General features: G+C 71.2%; 22 protein-coding genes. 10 read left to right on the forward strand and 12 right to left on the reverse strand.

The window, feature by feature from the left end; all coding sequences use genetic code 11:
- Positions 1-151: 151 nt before the first annotated feature.
- Together ABZ354_RS25135 and ABZ354_RS25140 are read right to left on the reverse strand one after the other, a co-directional pair.
- Complete coding sequence (locus ABZ354_RS25135) at positions 152-529, reverse strand: WhiB family transcriptional regulator (protein WP_358660352.1); 378 nt, start codon at positions 527-529, stop codon at positions 152-154.
- 170 nt (positions 530-699) lie between these two features.
- Positions 700-1,407, reverse strand: a complete 708-nt coding sequence (locus tag ABZ354_RS25140; RefSeq protein ID WP_358660354.1) for a DUF1707 domain-containing protein — start codon at positions 1,405-1,407, stop codon at positions 700-702.
- 274 nt (positions 1,408-1,681) lie between these two features.
- Here ABZ354_RS25140 and ABZ354_RS25145 point away from each other — a divergent pair, with 274 nt between their 5' ends.
- The 4 genes from ABZ354_RS25145 to ABZ354_RS25160 all read left to right on the forward strand — a co-directional run bounded on the left by ABZ354_RS25145 (position 1,682) and on the right by ABZ354_RS25160 (position 7,966).
- Positions 1,682-3,358, forward strand: coding sequence for a fumarate hydratase (locus ABZ354_RS25145; RefSeq protein ID WP_358660356.1), 1,677 nt, complete (start codon positions 1,682-1,684; stop codon positions 3,356-3,358).
- Positions 3,359-3,435: 77 nt separating this feature from the next.
- Positions 3,436-4,839 carry a class II fumarate hydratase gene (locus ABZ354_RS25150; protein ID WP_358660358.1) on the forward strand — a complete coding sequence of 468 codons (1,404 nt, stop codon included), beginning with the start codon at positions 3,436-3,438 and terminating at the stop codon, positions 4,837-4,839.
- Positions 4,840-4,923: 84 nt separating this feature from the next.
- Positions 4,924-5,619: a DUF402 domain-containing protein gene (locus ABZ354_RS25155; protein ID WP_358660360.1), complete on the forward strand. Its 696-nt coding sequence runs from the start codon at positions 4,924-4,926 to the stop codon at positions 5,617-5,619.
- Positions 5,620-5,899: 280 nt separating this feature from the next.
- Entirely contained in the window at positions 5,900-7,966 is a 2,067-nt protein-coding gene (locus ABZ354_RS25160; RefSeq protein WP_358660362.1) for a SpoIIE family protein phosphatase, read from the forward strand.
- Between the two features lie 99 nt (positions 7,967-8,065).
- On the opposite strand, the gene ABZ354_RS25165 is transcribed toward ABZ354_RS25160, so the two are convergent.
- Positions 8,066-10,420, reverse strand: a complete 2,355-nt coding sequence (locus ABZ354_RS25165; RefSeq protein WP_358660364.1) for a transglycosylase domain-containing protein — start codon at positions 10,418-10,420, stop codon at positions 8,066-8,068.
- A gap of 261 nt (positions 10,421-10,681) precedes the next feature.
- Here ABZ354_RS25165 and ABZ354_RS25170 point away from each other — a divergent pair, with 261 nt between their 5' ends.
- The 3 genes from ABZ354_RS25170 (at position 10,682) to ABZ354_RS25180 (ending at position 12,576) form a co-directional block, all read left to right on the forward strand.
- Entirely contained in the window at positions 10,682-11,617 is a 936-nt protein-coding gene (locus tag ABZ354_RS25170; RefSeq protein ID WP_358660366.1) for an SPFH domain-containing protein, read from the forward strand.
- Positions 11,563-11,934 carry a hypothetical protein gene (locus tag ABZ354_RS25175; protein ID WP_358660368.1) on the forward strand — a complete coding sequence of 124 codons (372 nt, stop codon included), beginning with the start codon at positions 11,563-11,565 and terminating at the stop codon, positions 11,932-11,934. Before ABZ354_RS25170 ends, ABZ354_RS25175 begins: the two co-directional genes overlap by 55 nt.
- Before the next feature lie 117 nt (positions 11,935-12,051).
- Positions 12,052-12,576 carry a PadR family transcriptional regulator gene (locus ABZ354_RS25180; protein ID WP_358660370.1) on the forward strand — a complete coding sequence of 175 codons (525 nt, stop codon included), beginning with the start codon at positions 12,052-12,054 and terminating at the stop codon, positions 12,574-12,576.
- A 109-nt stretch (positions 12,577-12,685) separates the two neighbouring features.
- Here ABZ354_RS25180 and ABZ354_RS25185 read toward each other — a convergent pair whose 3' ends face one another.
- Positions 12,686-13,627, reverse strand: a complete 942-nt coding sequence (locus ABZ354_RS25185) for a LysR substrate-binding domain-containing protein (RefSeq protein WP_358660372.1) — start codon at positions 13,625-13,627, stop codon at positions 12,686-12,688.
- 133 nt (positions 13,628-13,760) lie between these two features.
- Here ABZ354_RS25185 and ABZ354_RS25190 point away from each other — a divergent pair, with 133 nt between their 5' ends.
- Together ABZ354_RS25190 and ABZ354_RS25195 are read left to right on the forward strand one after the other, a co-directional pair.
- On the forward strand, positions 13,761-14,315 hold the full coding sequence (locus tag ABZ354_RS25190; protein WP_358660374.1) for a peroxiredoxin: 555 nt from the start codon (positions 13,761-13,763) through the stop codon (positions 14,313-14,315).
- A 6-nt stretch (positions 14,316-14,321) separates the two neighbouring features.
- Positions 14,322-14,855, forward strand: coding sequence for an alkyl hydroperoxide reductase (locus ABZ354_RS25195; RefSeq protein WP_358660376.1), 534 nt, complete (start codon positions 14,322-14,324; stop codon positions 14,853-14,855).
- A 77-nt stretch (positions 14,856-14,932) separates the two neighbouring features.
- On the opposite strand, the gene ABZ354_RS25200 is transcribed toward ABZ354_RS25195, so the two are convergent.
- From ABZ354_RS25200 to ABZ354_RS25225, 6 genes are all read right to left on the reverse strand, one after another.
- A complete protein-coding gene (locus tag ABZ354_RS25200; protein ID WP_358660378.1) occupies positions 14,933-16,240 on the reverse strand; it encodes an AI-2E family transporter in 1,308 nt (435 codons plus the stop codon).
- A 159-nt stretch (positions 16,241-16,399) separates the two neighbouring features.
- Positions 16,400-17,107 (reverse strand): transglycosylase SLT domain-containing protein, encoded by a 708-nt coding sequence (locus ABZ354_RS25205; RefSeq protein ID WP_358660380.1) that lies wholly within the window; start codon positions 17,105-17,107, stop codon positions 16,400-16,402.
- A 427-nt stretch (positions 17,108-17,534) separates the two neighbouring features.
- Positions 17,535-18,860 (reverse strand): PhoH family protein, encoded by a 1,326-nt coding sequence (locus tag ABZ354_RS25210; protein WP_358660382.1) that lies wholly within the window; start codon positions 18,858-18,860, stop codon positions 17,535-17,537.
- Positions 18,861-19,218: 358 nt separating this feature from the next.
- Positions 19,219-19,992, reverse strand: a complete 774-nt coding sequence (locus tag ABZ354_RS25215; RefSeq protein WP_358660384.1) for an isoprenyl transferase — start codon at positions 19,990-19,992, stop codon at positions 19,219-19,221.
- A gap of 148 nt (positions 19,993-20,140) precedes the next feature.
- Positions 20,141-20,725, reverse strand: coding sequence for a hypothetical protein (locus ABZ354_RS25220; protein WP_358660386.1), 585 nt, complete (start codon positions 20,723-20,725; stop codon positions 20,141-20,143).
- Positions 20,726-21,279: 554 nt separating this feature from the next.
- Positions 21,280-22,119 (reverse strand): methyltransferase domain-containing protein, encoded by an 840-nt coding sequence (locus tag ABZ354_RS25225; RefSeq protein WP_358660388.1) that lies wholly within the window; start codon positions 22,117-22,119, stop codon positions 21,280-21,282.
- A gap of 133 nt (positions 22,120-22,252) precedes the next feature.
- Between ABZ354_RS25225 and ABZ354_RS25230 the strand changes: the two genes are divergently transcribed.
- On the forward strand, positions 22,253-22,666 hold the full coding sequence (locus tag ABZ354_RS25230) for a DUF192 domain-containing protein (RefSeq protein WP_358660390.1): 414 nt from the start codon (positions 22,253-22,255) through the stop codon (positions 22,664-22,666).
- Between the two features lie 230 nt (positions 22,667-22,896).
- On the opposite strand, the gene ABZ354_RS25235 is transcribed toward ABZ354_RS25230, so the two are convergent.
- Both ABZ354_RS25235 and ABZ354_RS25240 read right to left on the reverse strand, forming a co-directional pair.
- A complete protein-coding gene (locus ABZ354_RS25235) occupies positions 22,897-23,889 on the reverse strand; it encodes a nitroreductase family protein (RefSeq protein ID WP_358660392.1) in 993 nt (330 codons plus the stop codon).
- A gap of 61 nt (positions 23,890-23,950) precedes the next feature.
- A complete protein-coding gene (locus tag ABZ354_RS25240) occupies positions 23,951-24,859 on the reverse strand; it encodes a pyridoxamine 5'-phosphate oxidase family protein (protein ID WP_358660394.1) in 909 nt (302 codons plus the stop codon).
- Positions 24,860-25,346: the final 487 nt, after the last annotated feature.

Here is a 25,346-nt window from a genome sequence, read left to right on the forward strand (position 1 = left end):
TTCCTGCCCTGAGGCTTCGTCCGGTCCTTACGGATCTCGAAGTCCATCGCACCCCTTGAACTGGGGTGTTGCAACGACTCCTAGAACCCAAGGCGGAGGGGGTGCCCCTTCTCCCTGCTGTCGTTGCGTGTACCGCCGCCGCTGTCGCGTGTCAGCCCGCCGCCGCTATGCGGTTCGTCGTCCGCGCCGCCGTCTTCAGCTCCATCTCGCGGCGGCGGCGCCGGGCGAGGATCACGCGGCGCTCGGCGGCGGTCAGGCCGCCCCAGACGCCGTAGGGCTCGGGCTGGAGAAGGGCGTGCTCGCGGCACTCGATCATGACGGGACAGCGTGCGCAGACACGCTTGGCGGCCTCCTCGCGCGAAAGCCGGGCGGCGGTGGGTTCCTTGGACGGCGCGAAGAACAGGCCGGCCTCGTCGCGCCGGCACACCGCCTCGGTGTGCCACGAGGCGTCCTGGTCCCGGTCGCGCGCGGGCACTAGCTGGGCCGGCACGGCGGCTACCTGCAAAGACGACTGCGGCGGTTGCAGCACGGTCTACTCCTGACGACGGCTTCGCGAGCGAGAGACGATGCAGCAAGGCCTACCCGCTGTGCGCGTGCCTATGCACTGAGTTCCCAACCACCCGGTTCGCACGCGGAGTTGAGCGGAGCCGCGCGCCCACGGACGGCCCCCGGCACCCGCCGCCCCGCCGGACGCCGTCGCTACAGCTGCTTGCGCGTGCTCCTGTCGACCCTGCGCTGCACCCGGTCCAGGATGTCCGCGACGAGCTTGCCGCGCTTCGGCCGCGCCTCGATGTTGCCCAGGACGGCCCACCCGTCGACGTAGACCACGGGCGCCTGCGCGTCCCGGGAGTCCAGGTTGTCCACCTCGAAGTTGCCGAGGACGCCGCCGCCCATGCCGCGCAGCGACACGTTCTCCGGGACGCGGATCTGGATGTCGCCGAAGACCGACATCGCCTGGATGACGACCTGCTGATGGTCGAAGAGGGCCTCGCTGAGGTCTATCTCGACGCTGCCGAAGACGGCGTAGGCGTGGATGCGACGGCCCGTGCGCCAGCGGCCCTTGCGGGTGGCGGCGCTGAACACGGCGACCACGCTGTCGTCGGGGTCGATCGGGATGGCGCCCGCCGTGGGGCGACTGGGTGCCGGGCTCCACTCCGGGGCGGGGCTCCGGTCGTGGGCGGCGGGCAGGTCGCGGATGAAGACCTCCAGCTCGCCCACCGTCTTGGCGCTCAGCACCCCCTCGACCCGCTCCGCGTGCTCGTCGGCGGTGAGCCGGCCCTCGGCCAGGGCCTCGCGCAGAATGTCGGCGACGCGGTCCCGCTCGGCGTCCGACGCGCGCAGTTCGGCGGGGCGGGCCACCGCGTCCGGTCGCGGGTCCTCTACTGGGGCGTGCTTCTGAAGGTCCACGGCAGCAGCGTACCGAAACGCGATAGATCGCGACCAGGGGCGGGGGGGAAACCCCCGGAAACCCGGCCGGCGGAACCGGAACCGGCCGACGGACCGGGGAGACGGCCGGCGGACCCGGAAGTCCGGCCGGCGGAATCGCACACCCGGGTCGGCGGACTCCGTAAACCGCCTGCCGGACAGTGACTGAGCCTTACCTCACAGCCCCACTGTCCGAGCCAGGTTCTACGCTGGTGGGCGCTGCCAGTGAGGTCAGCCGCAGTCCGTCGAGTGAGGAATGGGCGAGATGCCTGAGTTCGCGTACACCGATCTGCTCCCCATGGGAGAGGACACCACCCCGTACCGGCTGGTGACCTCCGAGGGTGTCTCCACCTTCGAGGCCGACGGGCGGACCTTCCTCAAGGTGGAGCCCGAGGCCCTGCGCAAGCTGGCCGAGGAGGCCGTCCACGACATCCAGCACTACCTGCGGCCGGCGCACCTGGCGCAGCTGCGGCGCATCATCGACGACCCCGAGGCGTCGGGCAACGACAAGTTCGTCGCCCTCGACCTGCTGAAGAACGCGAACATCGCCGCCGCCGGCGTGCTCCCCATGTGCCAGGACACCGGCACCGCGATCGTCATGGGCAAGCGCGGGCAGAACGTCCTCACCGAGGGCGAGGACGAGAAGGCCCTGTCCCAGGGCATCTACGACGCCTACACCCGGCTGAACCTGCGCTACTCGCAGATGGCTCCGCTGACCATGTGGGAGGAGAAGAACACCGGCTCCAACCTCCCGGCGCAGATCGAGCTGTACGCGACCGACGGCGGCGCCTACAAGTTCCTGTTCATGGCGAAGGGCGGCGGCTCCGCCAACAAGTCGTTCCTGTACCAGGAGACGAAGGCCGTCCTCAACGAGGCCTCCATGATGAAGTTCCTGGAGGAGAAGATCCGCTCGCTGGGCACCGCCGCGTGCCCGCCGTACCACCTGGCGATCGTCGTCGGCGGCACCAGCGCCGAGTACGCGCTGAAGACCGCGAAGTACGCCTCCGCGCACTACCTGGACGAGATCCCCGCCGAGGGCTCGCCGCTCGGGCACGGCTTCCGGGACAAGGAGCTGGAGGAGAAGGTCTTCGAGCTGACGCAGAGGATCGGCATCGGCGCGCAGTTCGGCGGCAAGTACTTCTGCCACGACGTGCGGGTCGTCCGCCTCCCCCGGCACGGCGCCTCGTGCCCCGTCGCCATCGCCGTGTCCTGCTCCGCCGACCGCCAGGCCGTCGCGAAGATCACCGCCGAGGGCGTCTTCCTGGAGCAGCTGGAGACGGACCCGGCACGGTTCCTGCCCGAAACGACGGACGAGCACCTGGACGAGGCCGGTGACGTCGTCCGGATCGACCTGAACCAGCCCATGGACGCCATCCTCGCCGAGCTGGGCAGGCACCCGGTCAAGACCCGGCTGTCGCTCACCGGCCCGCTGGTCGTGGCCCGCGACATCGCGCACGCCAAGATCAAGGAGCGGCTGGACGCGGGCGAGGACATGCCGCAGTACCTGAAGGACCACCCGGTGTACTACGCGGGCCCGGCGAAGACCCCCGAGGGCTACGCCTCCGGTTCCTTCGGCCCGACCACGGCAGGCCGCATGGACTCCTACGTGGAGCAGTTCCAGGCGGCGGGCGGCTCCCGGGTGATGCTGGCCAAGGGCAACCGCAGCAAGCAGGTCACGGACGCGTGCGCGGCCCACGGCGGCTTCTACCTGGGCTCCATCGGCGGCCCCGCGGCCCGTCTCGCGCAGGACTGCATCAAGAAGGTCGAGGTCCTGGAGTACGAGGAGCTCGGCATGGAGGCGGTCTGGAGGATCGAGGTCGAGGACTTCCCTGCGTTCGTCGTCGTGGACGACAAGGGCAACGACTTCTTCCAGGACCCCGCCCCGGCCCCCACCTTCACGTCCATTCCGGTACGCGGCCCCGGACTCGCCTGACCGTCCGGGTGACGGAGCACCTCCACGGGGAACAGTGGTCGCGTCCCTGATGCTGTGACACGTGGAGGTGACCGTCGATGACCGACGAGCAGGACAACCGCGGCTACCGCGTCGAGCACGACTCCATGGGCGAGGTGCGGGTGCCCGCGCACGCCAAGTGGCGGGCCCAGACGCAGCGCGCCGTCGAGAACTTCCCCGTCTCCGGGCAGCGCCTCGAACGCGCCCACATCGAGGCGCTCGCCCGCGTCAAGGGCGCCGCCGCCAGGGTGAACGCCCGGCTCGGAGTGCTCGACGGGGAGATCGCCGGGGCCGTCGAGGAGGCGGCAGCCGAGGTGGCGGAGGGGCGCTGGGACGAGCACTTCCCGGTCGACGTCTTCCAGACCGGCTCCGGGACGTCGTCCAACATGAACGCCAACGAGGTCCTCGCCACCCTCGCGAGCGAGCGGCTGGGCCGGCCCGTGCATCCCAACGACCACGTGAACGCCTCCCAGTCGTCCAACGACGTGTTCCCGTCCTCCCTCCACATCGCCGCCACCGCGGCCGTCACGCGGGACCTGATCCCCGCCCTGGAGCACCTCGCGGCGTCCCTGGAGCGCAAGGCCGCGGAGTTCGCCGACGTGGTGAAGTCGGGCCGTACCCACCTCATGGACGCCACCCCGGTCACGCTGGGCCAGGAGTTCGGCGGGTACGCGGCGCAGATCCGGTACGGCGTGGAGCGGCTGCGCGCCTCCCTGCCACGGCTCGCCGAACTGCCGCTGGGCGGCACGGCCGTCGGCACCGGCATCAACACCCCGCCCGGGTTCGCCGCGGCCGTCATCGAGGAGGTCGCCCGAGCCACCGGGCTGCCGCTGACGGAGGCCCGCGACCACTTCGAGGCGCAGGGCGCCCGGGACGGCGTCGTGGAGACCAGCGGGCAGCTGCGGACCGTAGCCGTGTCACTGACGAAGATCGCGAACGATCTGCGCTGGATGGCGTCCGGGCCGCGCACCGGACTCGCCGAGATCTCCCTGCCCGACCTCCAGCCCGGCTCGTCGATCATGCCGGGGAAGGTCAACCCGGTCGTCCCCGAGGCCGTGCTCATGGTGGCCGCGCAGGTCGTCGGCAACGACGCGACGGTGGCGACCGCCGGAGCCGCCGGGAACTTCGAGCTGAACGTGATGCTGCCGGTCATCGCGAAGAACGTCCTGGAGTCCGTCCGGCTGCTCGCCAACGTCTCCCGGCTGCTCGCCGACCGCACCGTCGACGGCATCGTCGCGCACCGCGAGCGGGCCCGCGAGTACGCCGAGTCGTCGCCGTCCGTCGTGACGCCGCTGAACAAGTACATCGGCTACGAGGAGGCCGCCAGGGTCGCCAAGAAGGCCCTCGCCGAACGCAAGACGATCCGTCAGGTCGTCCTCGAGAACGGCTATGTCGAGCGGGGCGACCTGACGGAGCGGCAGCTGGACGAGGCGCTCGACGTGCTGCGGATGACCCGGCCGTGAGGGTGGCTCACCGAGTGGTGTCCCGGCGTGTGAACCGTGACACGCGCAGCAGCGTCGTCATGGCGACACACCTAATATCTCTGCATGGCGGACGGTGATGTGGTGAGCGCACAAGTGGAAGCGGGCAAAGCGGCAGGTTTCTGGAGCCCCGGGACACACATCCTGTGGCGCTACCGGGAGAACGCCGGCGAACGTTTCCACATCGCGCGTCCCGTCACGGTCGTACGGGACGACGCGGACCTGCTCGCCGTGTGGCTGGCGCCCGGCACGGAGTGCGTGAAACCGGCGCTGGCCGACGGCACGCCCCCGCACCTGGAGCCGCTCACGACGCGCTACACCAAGCCGCGGATCGTGCAGCGCGGACAGTGGTTCGGCACGGGCGTGCTGAAGCTGGCCCGGCCCGGGGAGCCGTGGTCGGTGTGGCTGTTCTGGGACCCGGGCTGGGAGTTCAAGAACTGGTACGTGAACCTGGAGGAGCCGCTGACCCGCTGGGCGGGCGGTGTGGACTCCGAGGATCACTTCCTGGACATCTCCGTGCACCCGGACCGCACGTGGCACTGGCGCGACGAGGACGAGTTCGCGCAGGCCCAGCGGGACGGCCTGATGGACGCCCAACTGGCCGAACGGGTGCGGCAGGCGGGCCGGGACGCGGTCGAGACGATCCGCGTCTGGGGCTCTCCGTTCGCGGACGACTGGCAGGACTGGAGACCAAATCCGTCCTGGGGGGTACCGTCTTTGCCGGATGACTGGGACCGTACGCCCGCGCACGTGTCCTCATGAGACCCTTGATGCGCCCCCGGTCAAGAAACGTAGGATCTTCCTCCGCAAGGGCGCGCAGTGGCAATGACCGGAGCACGCGCTGGGCTTGACCGATCGTCACCGAGGGGCGGCTGGACGTGAGCGAGGGGTACGAGGGCATCGCCGGCAGGAGCCGCGGTCGGCCTGCCGGCAGCACAGAAACAACCTCTGACCACGCGGGAATTCCGTTCCTGGAGCACCCGTTCCGGGTATCGGAGTTTCGGCGGGACGAACTGCACGCGCGGCGCGCAGCCCCGGACGGATGGATTCGACACGCGTGACCGAGCAGCCGACCTCATTCGAGCGCTCCCAGACGGGCGCGGACCCTGCGGACCCCCGTGGGGCGCTCCTGCACACCCCCACACCGCGTTCCCCCGGCGGTTTACCGCATGAAGCCCACGCGGACGGCGAACCGTCCGGCGCGGCGTCGACAGCGGTCGGCCCGGAGCATTCCCAGCCGGGTGCCGAGCACTCCGCCGAGCCGGAGGCGCATCGCCCGCGCCCCGTCCCCGAGGCCATACCGGTCCAGCCCGGCGGGCAGCCGGGCGAGATGGCGCCGTCGCCCGACGGGCAGGACCGCCGCACCGGCCACGTCCCGCAGCGCAACCGTCCCACGCCGATGCGGCGTGACGGCGACCGGCTGCGGTTCGTGGGAGCGGCGACCCGGCGGATCGCCCGGGGCATCGACCTCGACGAGATCGTGATGGGGCTGTGCCGGGCGACCGTGCCGACGTTCTCCGACGCGATCCTCGTCTATCTGCGCGACCCGCTGCCCGTCGGCGACGAGCGGCCCACGGGCCCGCTGGTGCTGCGGCTGCGGCGCACGGACCGCATTCCCCCCGAGCGGGACACCGAGGGTGGCGGGTTCCTGCCCGCCGCGCAGCCCGAGCCGACCGAGCTGGACATGGTCGGCAGCGAGTTGTGCGAGGTGCGGCCCGGCAGCGCGCTGGCCGAGGTGCTGCGCGGGGTGCGGCCCGTCTTCACGGACGCGCCGGCCGCCCGGGCCGCGCTGCCCGAGCTGCTCGGCGAGGGCAACGACATCGCCGTACCGACCGGGCAGCGCGCCATCCTGGCCCCGCTGCGCGGCCGGCGGCGGGTGATCGGCGCCGCGCTGTTCCTCCGCCGCCTCGACCGCCTCGCTTTCGAGACCGACGACCTGCTGGTCGCCGCGCAGCTCGCCACGCACAGCGCGCTGGGCATCGACAAGGCGGTGCTGTACGGCCGTGAGGCCTACATCGCCGACGAGCTGCAGCGCACCATGCTCCCGGAGACCCTGCCGCAGCCCACCGGCGTACGGCTGGCGTCGCGCTACCTGCCGGCCGCCGAGACGGCGCGGGTGGGCGGCGACTGGTACGACGCGATCCCGCTGCCGGGCAGCCGTGTCGCCCTCGTCGTCGGTGACGTCATGGGGCACTCGATGACGTCGGCCGCGATCATGGGCCAGCTGCGCACCACCGCGCAGACCCTCGCCGGGCTCGACCTGCCGCCGCAGGAGGTGCTGCACCACCTCGACGAGCAGGCCCAGCGGCTCGGCACCGACCGCATGGCGACCTGCCTGTACGCGGTGTACGACCCGGTCTCGCACCGCATCACCATCGCCAACGCCGGCCACCCGCCGCCCGTACTGCTGCACCTGGGCGGCCGGGCCGAGGTGCTGCGCGTCCCGGCGGGCGCGCCCATCGGGGTCGGCGGCGTCGACTTCGAGGCGGTGGAGCTGGACGCTCCGGCCGGCGGCACCCTGCTGCTGTACACGGACGGGCTGGTGGAGTCGCGGCTGCGGGACGTGTGGACCGGCATCGAGCAGTTGCGGGAGAAGCTCGCCGCGACCGCGCAGCTCACCGGCCCGGACCATCCGCCGCCCCTCGAGGCGCTGTGCGACGAGGTCCTGGACATGCTGGGTCCGGGCGACCGGGACGACGACATCGCGCTGCTCGCCGCCCGCTTCGACGGCATCGCGCCGAACGACGTGGCGTACTGGTTCCTGGAGCCCGAGGACGCCGCCCCGGGCCGTGCCCGGCGTCTGGCGCGCCGCGCGCTGGCGCGCTGGGGCATGGAGGACCTCACGGACTCCGTGGAGCTGCTCGTCAGCGAGGTCGTGACCAACGCGGTGCGGTACGCGTCGCGTCCGGTCACGCTGCGGCTGCTGCGCACCGACGTGCTGCGCTGCGAGGTCGGTGACGACGTGCCGCAGCTGCCGCGGCTGCGGCAGGCGCGGGCCACGGACGAGGGCGGCCGCGGGCTGTACCTGGTGAACCGGCTGGCCCGGCGCTGGGGCGCGACCCGGCTGAGCACCGGGAAGGTCGTCTGGTTCGAGCTGAACCGCGGCTGACGGAGCGGAAGCGTGAGGAAGGGCGCCCGGCTTGTGCCGGGCGCCCTTCGTCGTGCGCGGTACGAGGGCCGCGGCCCTCCGGCTCGTCGCCGTCCGGGGCTACGGCTCGTCGTTGTCGCGCCCGCTGCCGGGGTCCACGGGGTCGAGGGTGATGTCGCCCGTGGGTTCGTCCGTCGGCGGGGTGGCGGTGGGCGGGCCCGTCGGCTCGCCCGAGGGGGGGCCGGTTGGTTGCCCGGTGGTCGGCGTCCCGGAGGGCGACCCGCTCGGCTCGTCCGTCGGCGTCCCGCTGGGCGCCTCGCTGCTGGGTTCCTCGCTGACCGTCGGGCTCTCGGTCGGCTCCACGCCCGCGCCCTGCTGGGTCTCCAGGTCGAAGTCGGTGACCTGGTCCAGCACGCCGAAGGTGTACGCCGACCAGATCCGCGCGGGGAAGTGGCCGCCGTTGATCCGGGGGAGGCCGCCCGCGCCGTACATCTTGGTCTGGGCGTGCGTCTTGGCGTCCTCGCCGAACAGGCCGACCGAGGTGACCAGGTCGGGGGTGTAGCCGGTGAACCAGGCCGACTTGTTGTTGTCGGAGGTGCCGGTCTTGCCCGCGACCTGCTGGCCCCGGCGCAGCGGGTTGTTGCGTACGGACTCCTTGGCCGTGCCGTCGTCGACCACGCCGGTCAGCACCGACGTCACCGTGTCGGCGGCCTCTCGGCTGACGACCTGCTCGCCGATCGCGTCCGGCATCGTGAAGCTGCCGGTCCGGTGCTCGGCCGACTTCACGATGGTCGGCGTGACCTTCTTGCCGTGGTTGGCGAGGGTGGCGTAGACCCCGGCCATCTCCAGGGGGCTCGCGCCCATGCTGCCCAGGGTCTGGGCGGGGACCGCCTCCATGCCGTCGACGTCCATGCCGAGCTTGCCGGCGGTCTGTACGACGTTCGACATGCCGACGTCGACGCCCATCTGCGCGAAGACGGAGTTCACGGACTTGTTCATCGCCTCCTGGACGGTGATGTCGTCGTAGTTCTGGTCGTCCTCGTTCTCCGGGGCGAAGCCGACCTCGGTGCCGTGGTCCACGACGGGGCGCTTGCTGGTGCCGTCGTAGAGCGTGTCGGCCGTGATGGGCTTGCCGTCCTGGGTCTGGGCCCGCTCCTCGATCGCGGCGGCCAGGATGACCGGCTTGAAGGTGGAGGCGGGCTGGTAGTCGGGACGGGTCGCGTTGTTCACGTAGTGCTTGAAGTAGTCCACGCCGCCGTACATCGCGACGATCCTGCCGGTTTTGGGGTCCACCGAGACGGCACCGGCCTGGATGTTCCTGTCGACCTTGCGGTGCTTCGGGTCCAGCTTGCCCATGAGCTCGGCCTTCGCGGCCTTCTCCAGCGCCTTCTGCTTCTTCTTGTCGATGTTGAGCGTGATCGTCCAGCCGCCCCGGTCGACCATCGACTCGGCCTGCTTCGGGTTCTCCGCGGCGCCCTCGGCGACGAGCTGTTTCGCGAGCTGCTCGTTGGCCGCGTTCCTCAGGTACCCGAGCTGCCCCTCCATGCCGGGCACGCCCCGCGGGTCCTGTGGGACCGGGAACGTCAGGCCCTGGCGGTCGGCGCTGTCGAGCCAGCCCTCCTCGACCATGTTCTTCAGTACGTAGTTCCAGCGGTTCTTCACCAGCCGCTTGCCGGTGTCCGTGGCGACGGACCAGTCGTACTGGCTGGGTGCCTGGAGGACCGCGGCGAGGTACGCGCCCTGATCGACGGAGAGGTCCTGGGCGTCGACGCCGTAGTAGGCCTGCGCGGCGGCCTGGATGCCGTAGGCGCCGCGGCCGTAGTAGCTGGTGTTGATGTAACCCGCGAGGATGTCGTCCTTGGACTTCTCCCGGTCCACCTTCAGCGCGATGACCAGTTCCTTGAGCTTGCGGGACACGGTCTGTTCCTGCGTCAGGTAGTAGTTCTTGACGTACTGCTGGGTGATGGTCGAGCCGCCCTGGGCGCCGCGGCCGGCGAGCGTGTTGAACACGCCGCGCGCGGTGCCCTTCAGGTCGACGCCCGCATCGTTGTAGAACGACTTGTTCTCGGCGGCGACGAAGGTCTTCTGGACGTCCTTGGGGACCTTGGCCAGGTCGACGATCTCGCGGTTGCGTTCGCCGGAGCGGGCCATCGTGGAGCCGTCGCTGTACTGGTAGACGTTGCTCTGGAGTTCGGCGTCGGTGTTGCCCCTGGGGATGTCGATCATCATGTAGAGCACGATGAAGGCGCCCATGCCGAGCAGGCAGAGGCCGAAGAACGTGCCGAGGATCTTCTTCCAGGTGAACAGCCGGCGTATGCCGCTCCTCCCGTCGCTCCCACCGCTCCTGCCGCCCCGGCCGGCCCGCCGGGCCGCGGCCCGGCCGCCGACGGGGGCCGACGGGCTCGCGGACGAGCCGGTGGGCGCGGCGCGGCGGCCGCCGCGCTGCCGCGCTCGTCTGTCTTCCGCTCGTCCCATGGTTCCGGTCCGCTCCGCTTCACTCATGTGTGAGCGGCGATCACACGGGTTCGCCGCTCAGGTCAGCTCAGAAAGCTAACCCGGGAAATGTGGCACATGCTCGCCTATCCGGCTCTTCACGGACGTGACAATCAGCACCCGCCCGCACCGGAACCGACGTACGAGGGGGGTTGAGGGTTGCCACGGCGGGGAAAAGTGATATCACTTAGCTAGACCGAAGCTAGTCGCACCGCGTCGTCGGTGCGGGAACGGGGATCCCTCATGTCCATACAGAACCCGCAGGTCGAGATCGACGTGCCGGAGATGCCGGCGCCACGCGTACGGGAGGTCAAGGCCCAGAGCATCGGCGGCGGGCTCGCGCTCCTCCTGGGGCTGCTCGGGCTGCTGGCCGCCGTGGCCATGATCGTGAGCGCGACGGCGGTCTCCGGCACCGGCGGCAAGGCCGTCCTGATCGTCGGCGGCATCGTGATCGGCCTCTCCGCGTTCCTCGCCATGTGCGGGCTGAACATGGTCGCGCCGGGCGAGGCGCGGGTCGTCCAGCTTTTCGGCCGCTACCGGGGCACCATCCGGCAGGACGGCCTGCGCTGGGTGAACCCCTTCACCTCCCGCACCAAGATCTCCACCCGGGTCCGCAACCACGAGACCCCGGTCCTCAAGGTCAACGACGCCTACGGCAACCCGATCGAGCTGGCCGCGGTCGTGGTGTGGCGGGTCGAGGACACCGCACAGGCCACCTTCGAGGTGGACAACTACATCGAGTTCGTCTCCACGCAGACCGAGGCCGCCGTCCGGCACATCGCCATCGAGTACCCCTACGACGCCCACGACGAGGGCGCCCTCTCCCTGCGCGGCAACGCGGAGGAGATCACCGAGAAGCTCGCCGTCGAGCTGCACGCGCGCGTGCAGGCGGCCGGCGTGCAGATCATCGAGTCCCGCTTCACGCACCTCGCCTACGCCCCCGAGATCGCCTCGGCGATGCTCCAGCGGCAGCAGGCCGGCGCGGTCGTCGCCGCCCGGCGCCAGATCGTGGACGGCGCGGTCGGCATGGTCGAGGCGGCACTCGCCCGCATCGCCCAGCAGGACATCGTGGAGCTGGACGAGGAGCGCAAGGCCGCGATGGTGTCCAACCTGCTGGTCGTGCTGTGCGGGGACCGCGCCGCGCAGCCGGTCGTCAACACCGGGACCCTCTACCAGTGACGACCCCTTCCGATCCTTCCGGTTCCGCCGGTTCCCCGGAGCCCTCCGGGGAACCGGCTGCCCGGCGTCGCGGGCCGCAGCAGCGCAAGCAGGTGCTGCTGCGGCTCGACCCGTCGGTGTACGAGTCGCTGGCCCGGTGGGCCGGCGACGAGCTGCGGTCGGCCAACGCGCAGATCGAGTTCCTGTTGCGACGCGCCCTCAAGGAGGCGGGCCGGCTGCCGGGCGACACGGGGCCGCTGCCGCGGCGGGGGCGACCGCCCCGGGGTCCCGCCTCCGGTCCCCCGCCGGGTTCCGCTCCCGGACCCCCGTCGGCCTGACGGCCTCGTCCTGGAACGCCGGCCGGGCCCGTGGCGGACCGATCGCCCGACCGGCGGTCCCCGAGGCGAAGCCGCCGGTATACACACGACGTATACACCATGGGTAGAGTGCCGTTCATGTCCATCGGTCACACACTCCTCGGCCTGCTCGAGTCGGGCCCACGGCACGGCTACGACCTCAAGCGGGCCTTCGACGACACGTTCGGTCAGGACCGGCCACTGCACTACGGCCAGGTCTACTCCACGATGTCCCGCCTGCTGAAGAACGGCCTCGTGGAGGTCGACGGCATCGAGCCCGGTGAAGGCCCCGAACGCAAGCGGTACGCCATCACGGACGCCGGTGTCACCGACGTCGAGCGGTGGCTCGCGGCGCCGGAGAAACCCGAGCCCTACCTCCGGTCGGCCCTCTACACCAAGATCGTGCTCGCGCTGCTCACCCACCGCGACGCGGCCGGCATCCTCGACACGCAGCGCGCCGAGCACCTGCGCATGATGCGGATCCTCACCGACCGCAAGCGCACGGGCGACCTCGCCGACCAGCTGGTCTGCGACCACGCGCTGTTCCACCTGGAAGCCGACCTGCGCTGGCTGGAACTGGCCGCCGCGCGCCTCGACAGGCTCGCCGGGACGGTGAACGGGTGACTCTCGCAACCCCGAGGACAACGACGGGGCTCGCGGTTCCGACGACTCCGGTGACCCCGAGGTCCGGCCCCCTGCTGGTGGCCGACCGGCTGCACACGTCCTACGGCGGTCACGCCCCCACGGTCCGTACCGGCAACTCCCCCATGGCCCCCCGCAACGCCCCCGCCAGTTCCTCGTACTCCGCGCCCCGCGCCGTCCCCGCCCGCATCGCCAGCGCGACGCGCCGCGTGGGCGCGGGGTGGGTGAAGGACCCCGTGCGCAGGCCGCCGGCCCGGGAGACCTCCACCTTGACGGCCGTACGCGGCAGCAGCGTGACGCCGAGCCCGCCCGCCACCAGTTGCACGAGGGTCGAGAGTCCGGCGGCCGTCGTGGTCGCCGGGACGTCACCGCGCCCGGCGTCCCGGCAGATGTCGAGGGCCTGGTCGCGCAGGCAGTGCCCCTCGTCCAGGAGCAGCAGGTTCAGCTCGCGCAGCGCCGCGCGGGGTATGTCCCGCTGCCCGCCGAGCGGGTGGTCCAGTGGCGTGACGAGCACGAAGTCCTCGTCGAAGAGGGGGATTTCGGCCACGCCGGGCACGCCGAGCGGGACCGCGAGCAGCAGCAGGTCGAGCCGGCCGCCGGTCAGCCCTTCGAGCAGGCTGGCGGTCTGCTCCTCGTGGACCTGGAGGTCGAGGTGCGGATAGCGGTGGTGGACGAGCCGCAGCACGGTCGGCAGCAGGTAGGGCGCGACGGTCGGGATGACGCCGAGCCGCAGCACGCCCGTGAACGGCGCCCGTACGGCCTCGGCCTCCTCCATCAGCGCCCCGACCTCTTCCAGTACGGCCTTGGCGCGCACGGCGAGCCGCATGCCGGCGGGCGACAGCAGCACCTTGCGGGTGGTGCGCTCCACGAGGGTGACGCCGAGGGTCTCCTCCAGAGCGGAGACGGCACCGGACAGGGCGGGCTGGCTCGTGCCGATGGCCGCGGCGGCATCGCGGAAGTGGAGGTGCTCGGCGACGGCGGCGAACGCCCTCAACTGGGCGAGGCTCGGCTGTCTCTTCTTACCCACGGTCACTGATAACCACCTTCGATCAACCCGACCGAGTGTAGCTATTTCCACAATCAATGCACCGTGTGCCACCATCACCAGCGACCAACCCCCGGGAAGCGGCGGAAAGTCGGCCGTTTCCCTGCTGCAAGGAGAGTACGTGCTCACTGTCGGTGACAAGTTCCCCGAGTTCGAACTGACCGCCTGCGTCTCGCTGGAGAAGGGCAAGGAGTTCGAAACGATCAACCACAAGACCTACGAAGGCAAGTGGAAGATCGTCTTCGCGTGGCCCAAGGACTTCACCTTCGTGTGCCCGACCGAGATCGCGGCCTTCGGCAAACTGAACGACGAGTTCGCCGACCGCGACGCCCAGGTCCTCGGCTTCTCCGGCGACTCCGAGTTCGTCCACCACGCCTGGCGCAAGGACCACGGCGACCTGCGTGACCTGCCCTTCCCGATGCTCGCCGACCCCAGGCACGAGCTGATGCGCGACCTCGGCATCGAGGGCGAGGACGGCTTCGCCAAGCGCGCCGTGTTCATCGTGGACCAGAACAACGAGATCCAGTTCTCCATGGTGACCGCCGGCTCCGTCGGCCGGAACCCGAAGGAGGTCCTGCGGGTCCTGGACGCCCTGCAGACCGACGAGCTCTGCCCGTGCAACTGGACCAAGGGCGACGAGACCCTCGACCCGGTCGCGCTGCTGGCCGGGGAGTGACCTGACATGTCGCTCGACTCCCTGAAGTCCGCGCTGCCGGACTACGCCAAGGACCTGAAGCTCAACCTGGGCTCGGTCATCGGCAACTCCGAGCTGACCGCGCAGCAGCTGTGGGGCACGGTCCTGGCGACCGCCATCGCCTCCCGCTCCGCCGCCGTGCTGCGCGAGCTGGCGCCGGAGGCGAGGGCGAACCTGTCCCCCGAGGCGTACACGGCCGCCAAGTCCGCCGCCGCCGTCATGGCGATGAACAACGTCTTCTACCGCACCCGCCACCTGCTGTCGGACCACGAGTACGGCACGCTGCGCGCGGGCCTGCGGATGAACGTCATCGGCAACCCGGGCGTCGACAAGGCCGACTTCGAGCTGTGGTCGTTCGCCGTCTCCGCCATCAACGGCTGCGGCATGTGCCTCGACTCGCACGAGCAGGTGCTGCGCAAGGCGGGCGTGGACCGCGACACGGTCCAGGAGGCCTTCAAGATCGCGTCCGTGATCCAGGCCGTCGGCACCACCCTGGACGCCGAGGCGATCCTCGGGGACTAGCACGCCCCTCACGCACGCACGGGCCCCGGCCGCCGTCACGGCGGCCGGGGCCCGTCGTCGTACTGCTCCTGCTCGCTCTACTCGGTCCGGCCGGGCGGCCTCGCCGTGGCCGCGTCGGAGGCCGTCGCCCCGCGCGGCTTCGGCGCGTACCTCCGCGCCGCCTCGTTCGAGTACGCCCGCAGGTAGCCCGCCACCGTATTGGTCACCGCCACCAGCGGTACGGCCACCACGGCGCCGCCCATGCCGGCCACCAGACCACCGGCGGCCACCGACAGCACCACCGCCAGGGGATGCACCCGGACCGCCCGCCCCAGGATGAACGGCTGCAGGATGTGCCCCTCGATCTGCTGCACCGCCAGCACCACCACCAGCGTCATGACGGCCGTGAAAACGCCCTGCGTGACCAGCGCGACCACCACCGCGAGAGCGCCCGAGACGACCGCGCCGACCAGCGGAATGAAGGCGAACAGGAAGATGAACACGGCCAGCGGCACGGCCATCGGCACATCGAGGAAGTAGATGCCCAGGCCGATGAAGATGGCGTCGATGAGAGCGACGATCACCGTGCCGCGCACGTACGCGGTGAGCGTGCGCCACGCGCGCGGGCCCGCGCCCGCCACCCCCGGCCGGGCCGCAGCGGGCACCAGCTTCAGGCTCCACTCCCAGATGCGCTTGCCGTCGTAGAGCAGGAACAGCGTCGAGAAGATCGTCAGCAGGATGCCGGTCAGCGCCTCGACGACGACCGTCACGCCCTCCAGGCCCGCCGAGGTGATGGCGTCCGTGTTGGAGCCGACCGCCTCACGCAGGTTCTTGGCGATCTCGTTGATCTGTTTGTCGGTCACATGGAAGGGGCTGTTGAGCAGCCACTTGCGCAACTCGTCGATGCCGTCCTGGATCTGACTGGAGAGGTCGTCGATGTTCTCCATGACCTGCCAGGTCACGAACCAGCCCATCAGGCCCATCACGACGAACCCGAGGATCGCCGTCATGGCGGTCGCCAGCCCCCGCGGCACCCCGAGCCGCCGCAGCCGCGCCACGGTCGGCTGGAGCAGCGCCGTGACGAGCAGCGCCGCGACGAACGCCAGCACGACCAGCTGTACGGCGCTGATGATCCGCATGAGGACCCAGACCGTGCCCGCCAGCACCAGCAGCCGCCAGCTCGCCTCGGCGGCGACCCGCACCCCCCACGGCACGGCCTGCGCCGGGTCGGGGCGGGGGGCGGGGACCTCGGGGGCGTACTCCGGGGGCGGCGGGACGGACCGGGCGGGCGGCGGTCCGGGTTCGGCGTCCGCGCGCTCCGCCTCGGCACGGCGCTCTTCCAACCGCCGGCTGATCCCGGTGAGTCCGGCACCGAGCCGGCCGAGCCACCCTGGCACTCGCGACATGATCAGTCCTCTTCCCCCGTGTCTCCTCACCACTCCCCCAGGAGTCGTCCCGACAGACCGTACATGGCGAAAGCCCCCCACCGTAGGACGGTGAGGGGCTGCGCCGGGTTGAGCGGCCGCCCTGGCGCCGGGTGCGGATCCGGCGGGCCGGGGTGAGGCTCAGTACCAGTGGTTGGCCTGCCAGAACGACCAGGCGCCGCACGGGCTGCCGTAGCGGTCGTTCATGTAGTTGAGGCCCCACTTGATCTGGGTGGCCGGATTGGTCTGCCAGTCGGCGCCGACCGACGCCATCTTGGACCCCGGGAGGGCCTGGAAGAGACCGTAGGCGCCCGAGGAGGCGTTGACGGCCCGGTAGTTCCAGGAGGACTCGTGGTTCACGATGTTGCTGAAGCACTGGAACTGGCCGCCGGGCACCATCTGGCGCGCCATCGCCTGGATCTGGGCGACGGTGTACGAGCTCTGGACGGCGAAGTCCGAGGCGTCCCGGCCGGCGCTGCGGCTGGCCGCCGCCTCTTCGGCCTCGCGCTTCTTGGCCTCTTCGGCCGCCTTGGCCGCCTTCTTGGCGGCCTCCTTCTTGGCGATGGCCGTTTCGGCAGCCGCCTTGCGGGCCGCGGCCTCGGCGTCCTTCTTGGCGCTCGCGTCGGCGGCGATGGCCTGCGCGTCGGCCTGCTGCGTCAGGGATGCGGTCTGCACCTGGGCCTGCTGACCCGAGGGGATGTCCGCGAGCAGCGTTGCCGCATCGGCTGCCGTCGCTTCGGCGTCGTTGTTCTGCGCGACGCTGCCCGAGGCAACACCGACGACGCTTCCGACAGCGGTGACCGCGGTGGCCGAGGCCACTGCGAATCCCCGGACCGAAATCCGGCTCACACGGTTTTCCTTCCAGCATCGCCCGCTTCGGTGACCCTGGCGGACGCAATCGTGCCCCTGACACTGGCCTCCCCAACAGCGGGGTCACGGGAGGCTCGGGCCCGGTGGGCAACTCCCTCGCGGGGAGCGCCGCGTAGTGCGCGGGCGGCATACGACATCGCTATGGAGTTGGACCTGATGCTTTGTGGTGCCATACCGCTGGGGGCACAGATGTGTCGTATGCGGGGCCTGACAGGAGTGAGACTCTGCCGCAACGCCCCACCGCAAGGCAATTCCCTCGTGGGTGTGAAAGCTCACACCTCGTTTGGGCCTGGCGGATTCCGGAAAGCCGCACGCGCGCCGACGCCGCCCGGCTAGGCTCTACGCCTTCCGGACGGCGCCAACTACCGCGCAACCGGCCCTGACCAGGCCGTACGGAGTGAACCCGCTAGATCTGTCCGTCCTCCAGCATCTCGGTCACAAGAGCGGCGATCTGGGACCTCTCGGACCGCGTGAGGGTGACGTGCGCGAAGAGCGGATGCCCCTTCAGCTTCTCCACGACGGCGACCACACCGTCGTAGCGCCCGACGCGCAGGTTGTCCCGCTGTGCCACGTCATGGGTCAGAACGACCCGAGAGTTCGCGCCGATCCGGGACAGGACGGTCAGCAGGACGTTCCGTTCGAGTGACTGCGCCTCGTCCACGATCACGAACGCGTCGTGGAGGGAACGGCCCCGGATGTGCGTCAGCGGGAGGACCTCGAGCATGCCGCGCGCGGTGACCTCCTCGATGACCTCACGGCTGGTGACCGCCGACAGCGTGTCGAAGACCGCCTGCGCCCAGGGGCTCATCTTCTCGGCCTCGCTGCCGGGCAGATAGCCGAGCTCCTGCCCGCCGACCGCGTACAGCGGACGGAACACCATGATCTTCTGGTGCTGACGGCGCTCCAGGACCGCCTCGAGGCCCGCGCACAGTGCCAGCGCCGACTTTCCGGTGCCGGCCCGGCCGCCCATGGACACGATCCCGACGTCCTGGTCGAGCAGCAGGTCGAGGGCGATGCGCTGCTCGGCGCTGCGCCCCTTGATACCGAACGCCTCACGGTCGCCGCGCACCAGCCTGACGTTGCCCTCGGGCGTGACGCGCCCGAGCGCCTTGCCGCGCTCCGACTGGATGGTCAGGCCGGTGTGCACGGGCAGGGCGGACGCCTCCGGGGCGTACACGTGTCCTTCCTCGAAGAGGATGTCGACCTGCTCGCCGGGCAGCGTCAGTTCGGACATGCCGGTCCAGCCGGAGGCGTCCGTGATGGCGAGCTCCGCGCGGTACTCCTCGGCGAGGAGGCCGACGGACGACGCCTTGATCCTCAGCGGCAGGTCCTTCGACACGACGGTGACGTCGAATCCCTCGGCCTGCAGATTGCGGGCCACGGCCAGGATGCGGGAGTCGTTGTCCCCCAGGCGGTAGCCGCTGGGCAGCACGCTGGGGTCCGAGTGGTTGAGCTCGACACGGACGGTTCCGCCGAGTTCCCCGATCGGGATGGGGGCGTCCAGTCGGCCGAACCGGACCCGGTACTCGTCGAGCAGCCGCAGGGCCTGCCGGGCGAAATAGCCGAGTTCCGGATGGTTCCGCTTGGCCTCCAGTTCCGTGACCACCACGACGGGCAGCACGACCTCGTGCTCGTCGAAGCGGCTCAGGGCGTTCGGATCGGCCAGCAGAACGCTGGTGTCGAGAACGTAGGTGCGCCGGTCTGGCTTGTGGCGCTTTGTGCTGGTCACCACGGAAGGACGTACCCCCTCGGATGAGGTCGGGGAGCGACGGAGTCGAGCTGGACCGGTCGTCGGCCGCGACACACCGCGGGCCGAGAACCGGCCCTCCGCGTCTTCCGTGCCGATGCCGCACGGTCGGGCTGGTGCAAAGGGCCTCCCGGGCGGGCGGCCCCGAGCCGCCCACTGAGATCCGACACCCGTGATTCGGGCGTCGACCTGCTTGGCTTATGCCCTTTCGCGCGCACCGTCATGCCAGAGAGCGACTCGGCTCCCCGGTGAACTCTTCGTGACGTCCGCCCTCTACTGGGTACTCGCCACTGTTTGGACCCCGCCGACCGGAAGGTGACCCCGGCTCATGTCCATGGCATGGTCAGCCGCCGAAGCGCCGGTGGCGGGCCGCGTAGTCGCGCAGGGCGCGCAGGAAGTCGACCTTGCGGAAGGCCGGCCAGAACACGTCGCAGAAGTAGTACTCGGAGTGGGCGCTCTGCCAGAGCATGAATCCGGACAGCCGCTGCTCGCCGCTGGTGCGGATCACGAGGTCGGGGTCGGGCTGGGCACCGGTGTAGAGGTGACGGCCGATCATGTCGATGTCGACGGCCTCGGCGAGCTCGTCCATCGGGGTGCCCTGCCGCTGGGCCTCGTACAGCATCGAGCGCACCGCGTCGGCGATCTCCTGCCGGCCGCCGTAGCCGATGGCGACGTTGACCACTATGCCGGTGTTGTTCGCCGTGGCGCCCTGGGCTTCCTTGAGGACGGTCTGGACCCGGTGCGGCAGCAGGTCCATCGTGCCGACGTGGTGGACCCGCCAGCGGCCGTCGGCGGCGAGGGTGCGCACGACGTCCTCGATGATGTCGAGGAGCGGGAGCAGTTCCTCCTGCGGCCGCTCGAAGTTGTCCGTGGACAGCAGCCAGAGGGTGACGACTTCGACGTCCGTCTCGCTGCACCAGCCGAGGAACTCCTCGATCTTGTCCGCGCCGGCCCGGTGTCCCTGTGCGGTGGTGGAACCGGCGGCCTTCGCCCAGCGGCGGTTGCCGTCCACGATGACGCCGATGTGCTTGGGCACCTGAGCGTGGTCCAGGTGGCCTTCCACCCGGCGCGCATACAGCCTGACCAGCAGGTTGCGCAGCTTTTCGCGCAGGATCACGAGATTGTCAGCCCCTCCGGACGGATCGGACCGCCGGTCGCGGGCCCGCGACCGGCGGGCGGGCGCGGCCGAGGATGCACCTCTGTCCGCATTGCGGTACCCCGGGGCGAAGCCTACCCCTGCCGCCGCCCGGTGCCCGAAACGGGTGTCAGGCCCCGTACGGCCCATACGGTGCCTGCGGGGGCACCCCGTCCGAGTTCCGCCGGAACCAGGCGCGCGAGGACGCCTGCGCCAGCAGGACGAGCAGGGTGATGGCGCCGGCCGCGGGGACGACCCAGCCCCCGGTGCCCCGCCCGGCCGCGCCGAGCGCGAGGGCGAGCTGTACGGACGCCAGCACGATCGAGGCGACGCGGACGCCGTTGCCGGCGGTGGCGTAGCGGAAGGCCAGGACGAAGAGGGGGACCGTCATGAGGAACATGCCGAAGAAGCGCCCGCCGGCCACGGAATCCGAGGTGCCGGTGACGAGCGCGGTGAGCACGACCGCGAGGCCGGCCATCACGAAGACCACGACCCGGGCGGCACGGACCGGACCGGGCATGGCATGGGGCGCCGCGGGGGCGTAGGGGGCATGGGGCGCGTTCGCGTACGGCGCCGCACCGGAGGGCGGGACGTAGCCGCCGTACTGCGGATGCTGCGCGTACGGGCCGGGCCGACCGGGCTGGGGGCCGGGCTGGAGGTACTGCGGGTGGGGTGCCGGAGGGTGCGGGTGCCCGTTCGGCTGATCGTTCGACATGCTCAGGACTGTAGTGGGGGCGCACAGGGGCAGGCTGGGCGCACGCACAAAAAACGGGCCGGTCCGTGGGGGGGATACGGACCGGCCCGAGGGGGGGTTTCCACCATAACCCTTTGTATGTCGTGCTGTGCGCATCGGCGTGCCACAACTAGTCTCCGAAATCGCTCGACAACGCGACAGCACCCGGACAGAAGCGCACAAATGGCGACACCGGAGCGGGGCCCGCCGAAGCTGGTGGGCGCGCGACGTCCCCCTGACGGGTGAACACGGGGGTGGGCGCCCTTGACCCGGGCCGGACGTCGGCAGGTGGGCGGCTCCGCGCAGCCCCCTCCACTGCGCGGTGCCGCCCCGCGCAGCTTTGCTGACGCGAATTACCTTCGGCTGAAGGTACGTGACCTGTCGCCCCGGATGCGAGCCGTCAGGGATAACGATGTGGAAAACGTGTGACGACGCGGACACACACGTGCAGGTGAACGCGACGGTGGCGGGGCATCGCGGGCGGGCTCGGGGATTCAGTGGCCGCGGACCGACGGGTGGACCTCTTCCGGCGTCCCTCAGCGCGGCGCCTGCTTCTTCGCTCCGGCACTCGGTTTGCGGAGTTCGAAGAAGTGGCGGGCGCTGTGGGCGGTGAAGGGGCCCTCGGTGCGGATGGTGTGGTGCAGGGCGCGGAGCTGGGGCTCGTACGCCCCGACGGTGAAGCCGGGGACCATCCAGACGACCTTGCGGAGGAAGTGCACGACGGCGGCGATGTCGTGGAACTCCATGCGCAGCCGCTCCGCGCGCAGGTCGACCAGCTCCAGGCCGGCGGCCTCGGCGTCGGCACGCTCCGCGTCGGGGTGACGGCCGGCGCGCGCCCCGTCCGGCAGCGGGCCGAGGAAGTGCTCCACGAGCTCGAAGGCGCTGGCGGGGCCGACGTGCTGGGCGACGTACGTGCCACCGGGCGCCAGGACGCGGGCGATCTCGGACCAGTGCGGGCGCACCGGGTGCCTGCTGGAGACGACGTCGAACGTGTCGTCGGCGAACGGCAGGGGCGCGTCCGCGTCGCAGTCGACGACCGGGACACCGTACGGACGGAGCAGGGCGGTGGCCCTGACGACGTTGGGCGCCCATCCCTCGGTGGCGACGGCGAGGCCGGGCCGCGCCGGGGCGGCCGTGCGGAGCGCGAACTCCAGTACTTCCCCTCCGCCGGTCTGGATGTCGAGCGCGGCACGCGCGACGGCCAGGTGCGCGGCCAGGCGACCCGCGTACCCCCAGGAGGGCCTGGCCTCCGTGGCCCGGCCCTCGAACCAGGAGAAGTCCCACCCCTCGGTGGGGACGGCGGCACCTTCGGTCACGAGCTCTTCGAAGGAAGGGACGTCGGCGGGGGAAGCGCGGCCGTCGGGGCAGTCGGTCATGAGGGCTTCCTACCGGGGGGAGCGGACACCGGCAACTACATTTCGGGGTGGCCGGGGAACGTCCTGCGAGCGGGCGCGCCCTGTGGGGCACAGTGGTCTTCTTGTCGCTCGGGGCTTCCGGAAGGGGTGCGGGATGGGGCGGTGGCGGGACGGACGGGGGCACCTGGTCGTACATGCGAAGGGCGCGGACCCGGGCCGGGCGGTGGTGCCGGGTGCAGCGGGCGGTCCGGTGCGGGTGCCGCTGGAGATCGCCGCCTCGTATCGGGCCCGTACGAAGGGGCTGTTGGGCCGGGACCGCGTCGACGGCGCGATCCTGCTGACCCCCGCCAACAGCATCCACACCTTCCGTATGCGCATCCCCATCGACGTCGCCTACCTCGACCGCCACCTCCACGTCATCGCCGTCCGCACCATGCGGCCGGGGCGGCTCGGGCTGCCCAGGCCGCGTTCCCGGTCCGTGCTGGAGGCAGAGGCGGGGGTCATGGCGGAGTGGGGGCTCGTGGTGGGGGCGCGGGTGGAGGTACGGCCGTCGGCCGAGGCCGGGTGAACCGGGCTGGGCCGGGAGTCGTCCGGGGGACGGTGGCCGGGGCGGGCCGGGGCGGGGCGGGGCGGGGCGGGGCGGCCTTGCGGGCGGGCCGGGGCGGGGCGGCCTTGCGGGCGTGCTGTCGCGTGCGTGCTCGGCGAGCCGCCGTTCCCGTCCCCGTCCCCGGCGGGGCGCCCGTGCGCCGGATCGCGCCGACGCCGGACAAGGACGTCCCGCCGGCGGAGTCGGAGGGGTCAGGCTTCGATGTCGAGTACCTCCGGTACCGGACGGCGCGGCGTTGCGGGGCCTCTCGGTCCATAGCCCAGGCGGAGAAGGATCTGCACGTATCCCGTTCCGGTCCTCGGGTCACGCAGTGGCCAGCGCAGGTCCGTCCATTCGAGAGGCTGGGTCACGAAGGAGCCGACAAGACCCTCCCGAGTGGCCCGCAGCAGGACGCGTTCCATCGCCTGGCCGGCGCGGAGCCAGTCCTCCGGGCGGTCGTGGTCCGTGCTGATGAGAGCGAGCTGAGGGTTCTGCTCGAAGTCCGCCGCGTCACGTCCCGAAACCTGCCGCGGGCCCGCGAAGTCGCGCACGGGCGCCTTGCCCCCGCGCTTGCGCGGACCGAAGGCGTAATGCGGGACTCCGTCGTCCGCGATGCTCACCGACGGGGCGTCGATGTGCGTCCACCGGGTCAGGTCCCGGTCACTGCCGCGGTCGGTGATGTTGCGTGCCTCGGCCTGTTGAGCCAACTCCAGCACTTCCCACAGATGCCACGAGTCGGGGAATACGAGTGCCGCGCCCTCGGCGCGAGCACTCTCGGCGAGCACCGCGCGCACAGTCTGGGGGATCTGCCGTTCCTGGAACGGATTGCGGCTGCTGTGCCGTTGGCGGATCGCCGAATACAGCGCCTTCAGGCCGCTCACATCGTCCGAAGTGCCGGCCAACCGCACGGTCGCGAGCAGCGTCCGGTCGGTGAGGTCGGGCAGAAGCAGGGTCTCCGGGTGCCAGCCCGCGTGAGTGATCGCGACTCTCAGGTTCAGCAGGGCGGCACCGCAACCAAGGTGGAGGCCACGGGTGTCGGGGTCGGAGTGCGGCAGGGCGCGCTGGAGGTCGGCCCACACCTCGAAAGCGCGGTCGCGCCGGATGAAGCGGAAGCGCCAGGGTTGCGCATTGTGCATCGACGGCGCGGTCACCGCGTCGCTTACGACGGTGGCCACCCACTCGTCGGACGGGAGCGGCTGGTTCATCGGAACACCCTTCGGAAGCCGTCGGGCCGGGAGGGTTCTTCATGGCCCGCGACTGCATGGATCATCCGTCGGCCGGGGTGATGCGGCGGCCCGTGAGGTGTACGGGCCGGATCTCCACCCACATCTCGCGTTCGCCGCCCGCCCAGGGCGTGGTGTGAGCCTGCTCGATGAGCCTGCGCACGGCGTCGGGCTCCGTCACGATGCTCGCGGGCCCGACGGCAAGGACGCTCCAGCCCTTGCTCATCGCCTCATCCATGTGATCGACCTCGAAGGCGACCTCGGTTCCGGCGGCCGCGGCGGGGGTGGACGCCGGTGCGGTCCGGAACACGATCGCGTCGTCAAGGACGTCGTAATTGACCGGCATGACGGCCGGGCAGCCGTCGGACGCCGTCACCGCGAGGCGCCCCACGCCGTGGGTGTCGAGCAGCGCGCGGCATTCGTCCGCGTCGATGTCCCGCAGCCGGGGATGCAGCAGTGCCTGTCCTTGGCCGGGTGGCAGGTCCATTCCTCCGCCGCGCAGCGCGGCGACGGTGCTGCCCAGCGCGTCCGCCAGCCTGGTGAGGGTCTCCACACTCGGGCCGGCAGGCCGCTCTTCCAGGTACTCCAGGTAGCCGGGGGACATCCGGGCGCGGCGAGCCGTCTCCTCACGGCTGAGCCGAAGCCTGCGGCGTTCGAGGGCCACGCGTCGGCCGATGTCACCGGAACCGGACGCTCTGGGCGGCACGTCCTCCACCCCGGACCCGTCCTGGCCGGGAGGAACATCGCTGCTCCCGGTCCGGCCGTGTTCGACATGACGGATGTGCGCGTCGGGCCCGGGGAACATCAGCGTCACCTCGTCCGTGTCCGACCAGCGCACGTCGTACGGAGGCGTTCCGTCCTCGTGATGGAGTCCGACGATCTCGCCGTCGCGCCTGGCGGCGCCGGTCGTCGCGCGTTCGATGACGAGCTGGTCGCCGAGGTGGGCTCGCATGGCGTCCGCCTCTCCTCAAAGTGGTGCTCCATCCAACGTGCCACGCTTGGGGCGCGACCGCACAGGACCGATCAGCCGGGGTCCACCGTGCCCCCGACGTGCCCCCGACATCACGGCTGACCTCTCCTCGACTTCTGTCCCGGGAGCCGCTGTACGCCGTCGGTGACATGGGCCATCCCGGGGACTCCGGTCGTGCGGCTTGGGTGCGCCCGCGCTGTCGATGTCGCGCTCGGCGGTCTTCAGCAGCTGCCCGGCCAGGTCGTCCATGGCCTGCGGTCACCGGCCTCCGCATGCGTGGGAGGTGGAGCGGAACGCCGTGCGGACCACACCGCACCGCGCTGCGCCCCGCTGCTGCCAGGTACGCACGGCGGCGCACCGGTCGACCTCGAAGGGCTCGGACAACTGCTCCTGCGCCTGTCCCGCCTGGCGAGCGACCTGCCGCACGCCGACGCCGAGGGCCTTGGCCCAGGCGGGTCCGCCGCGTCCG

The sequence above is a fragment of the Streptomyces sp. NPDC005925 genome (genome assembly GCF_040638805.1).
Lineage (GTDB): Bacteria > Actinomycetota > Actinomycetes > Streptomycetales > Streptomycetaceae > Streptomyces.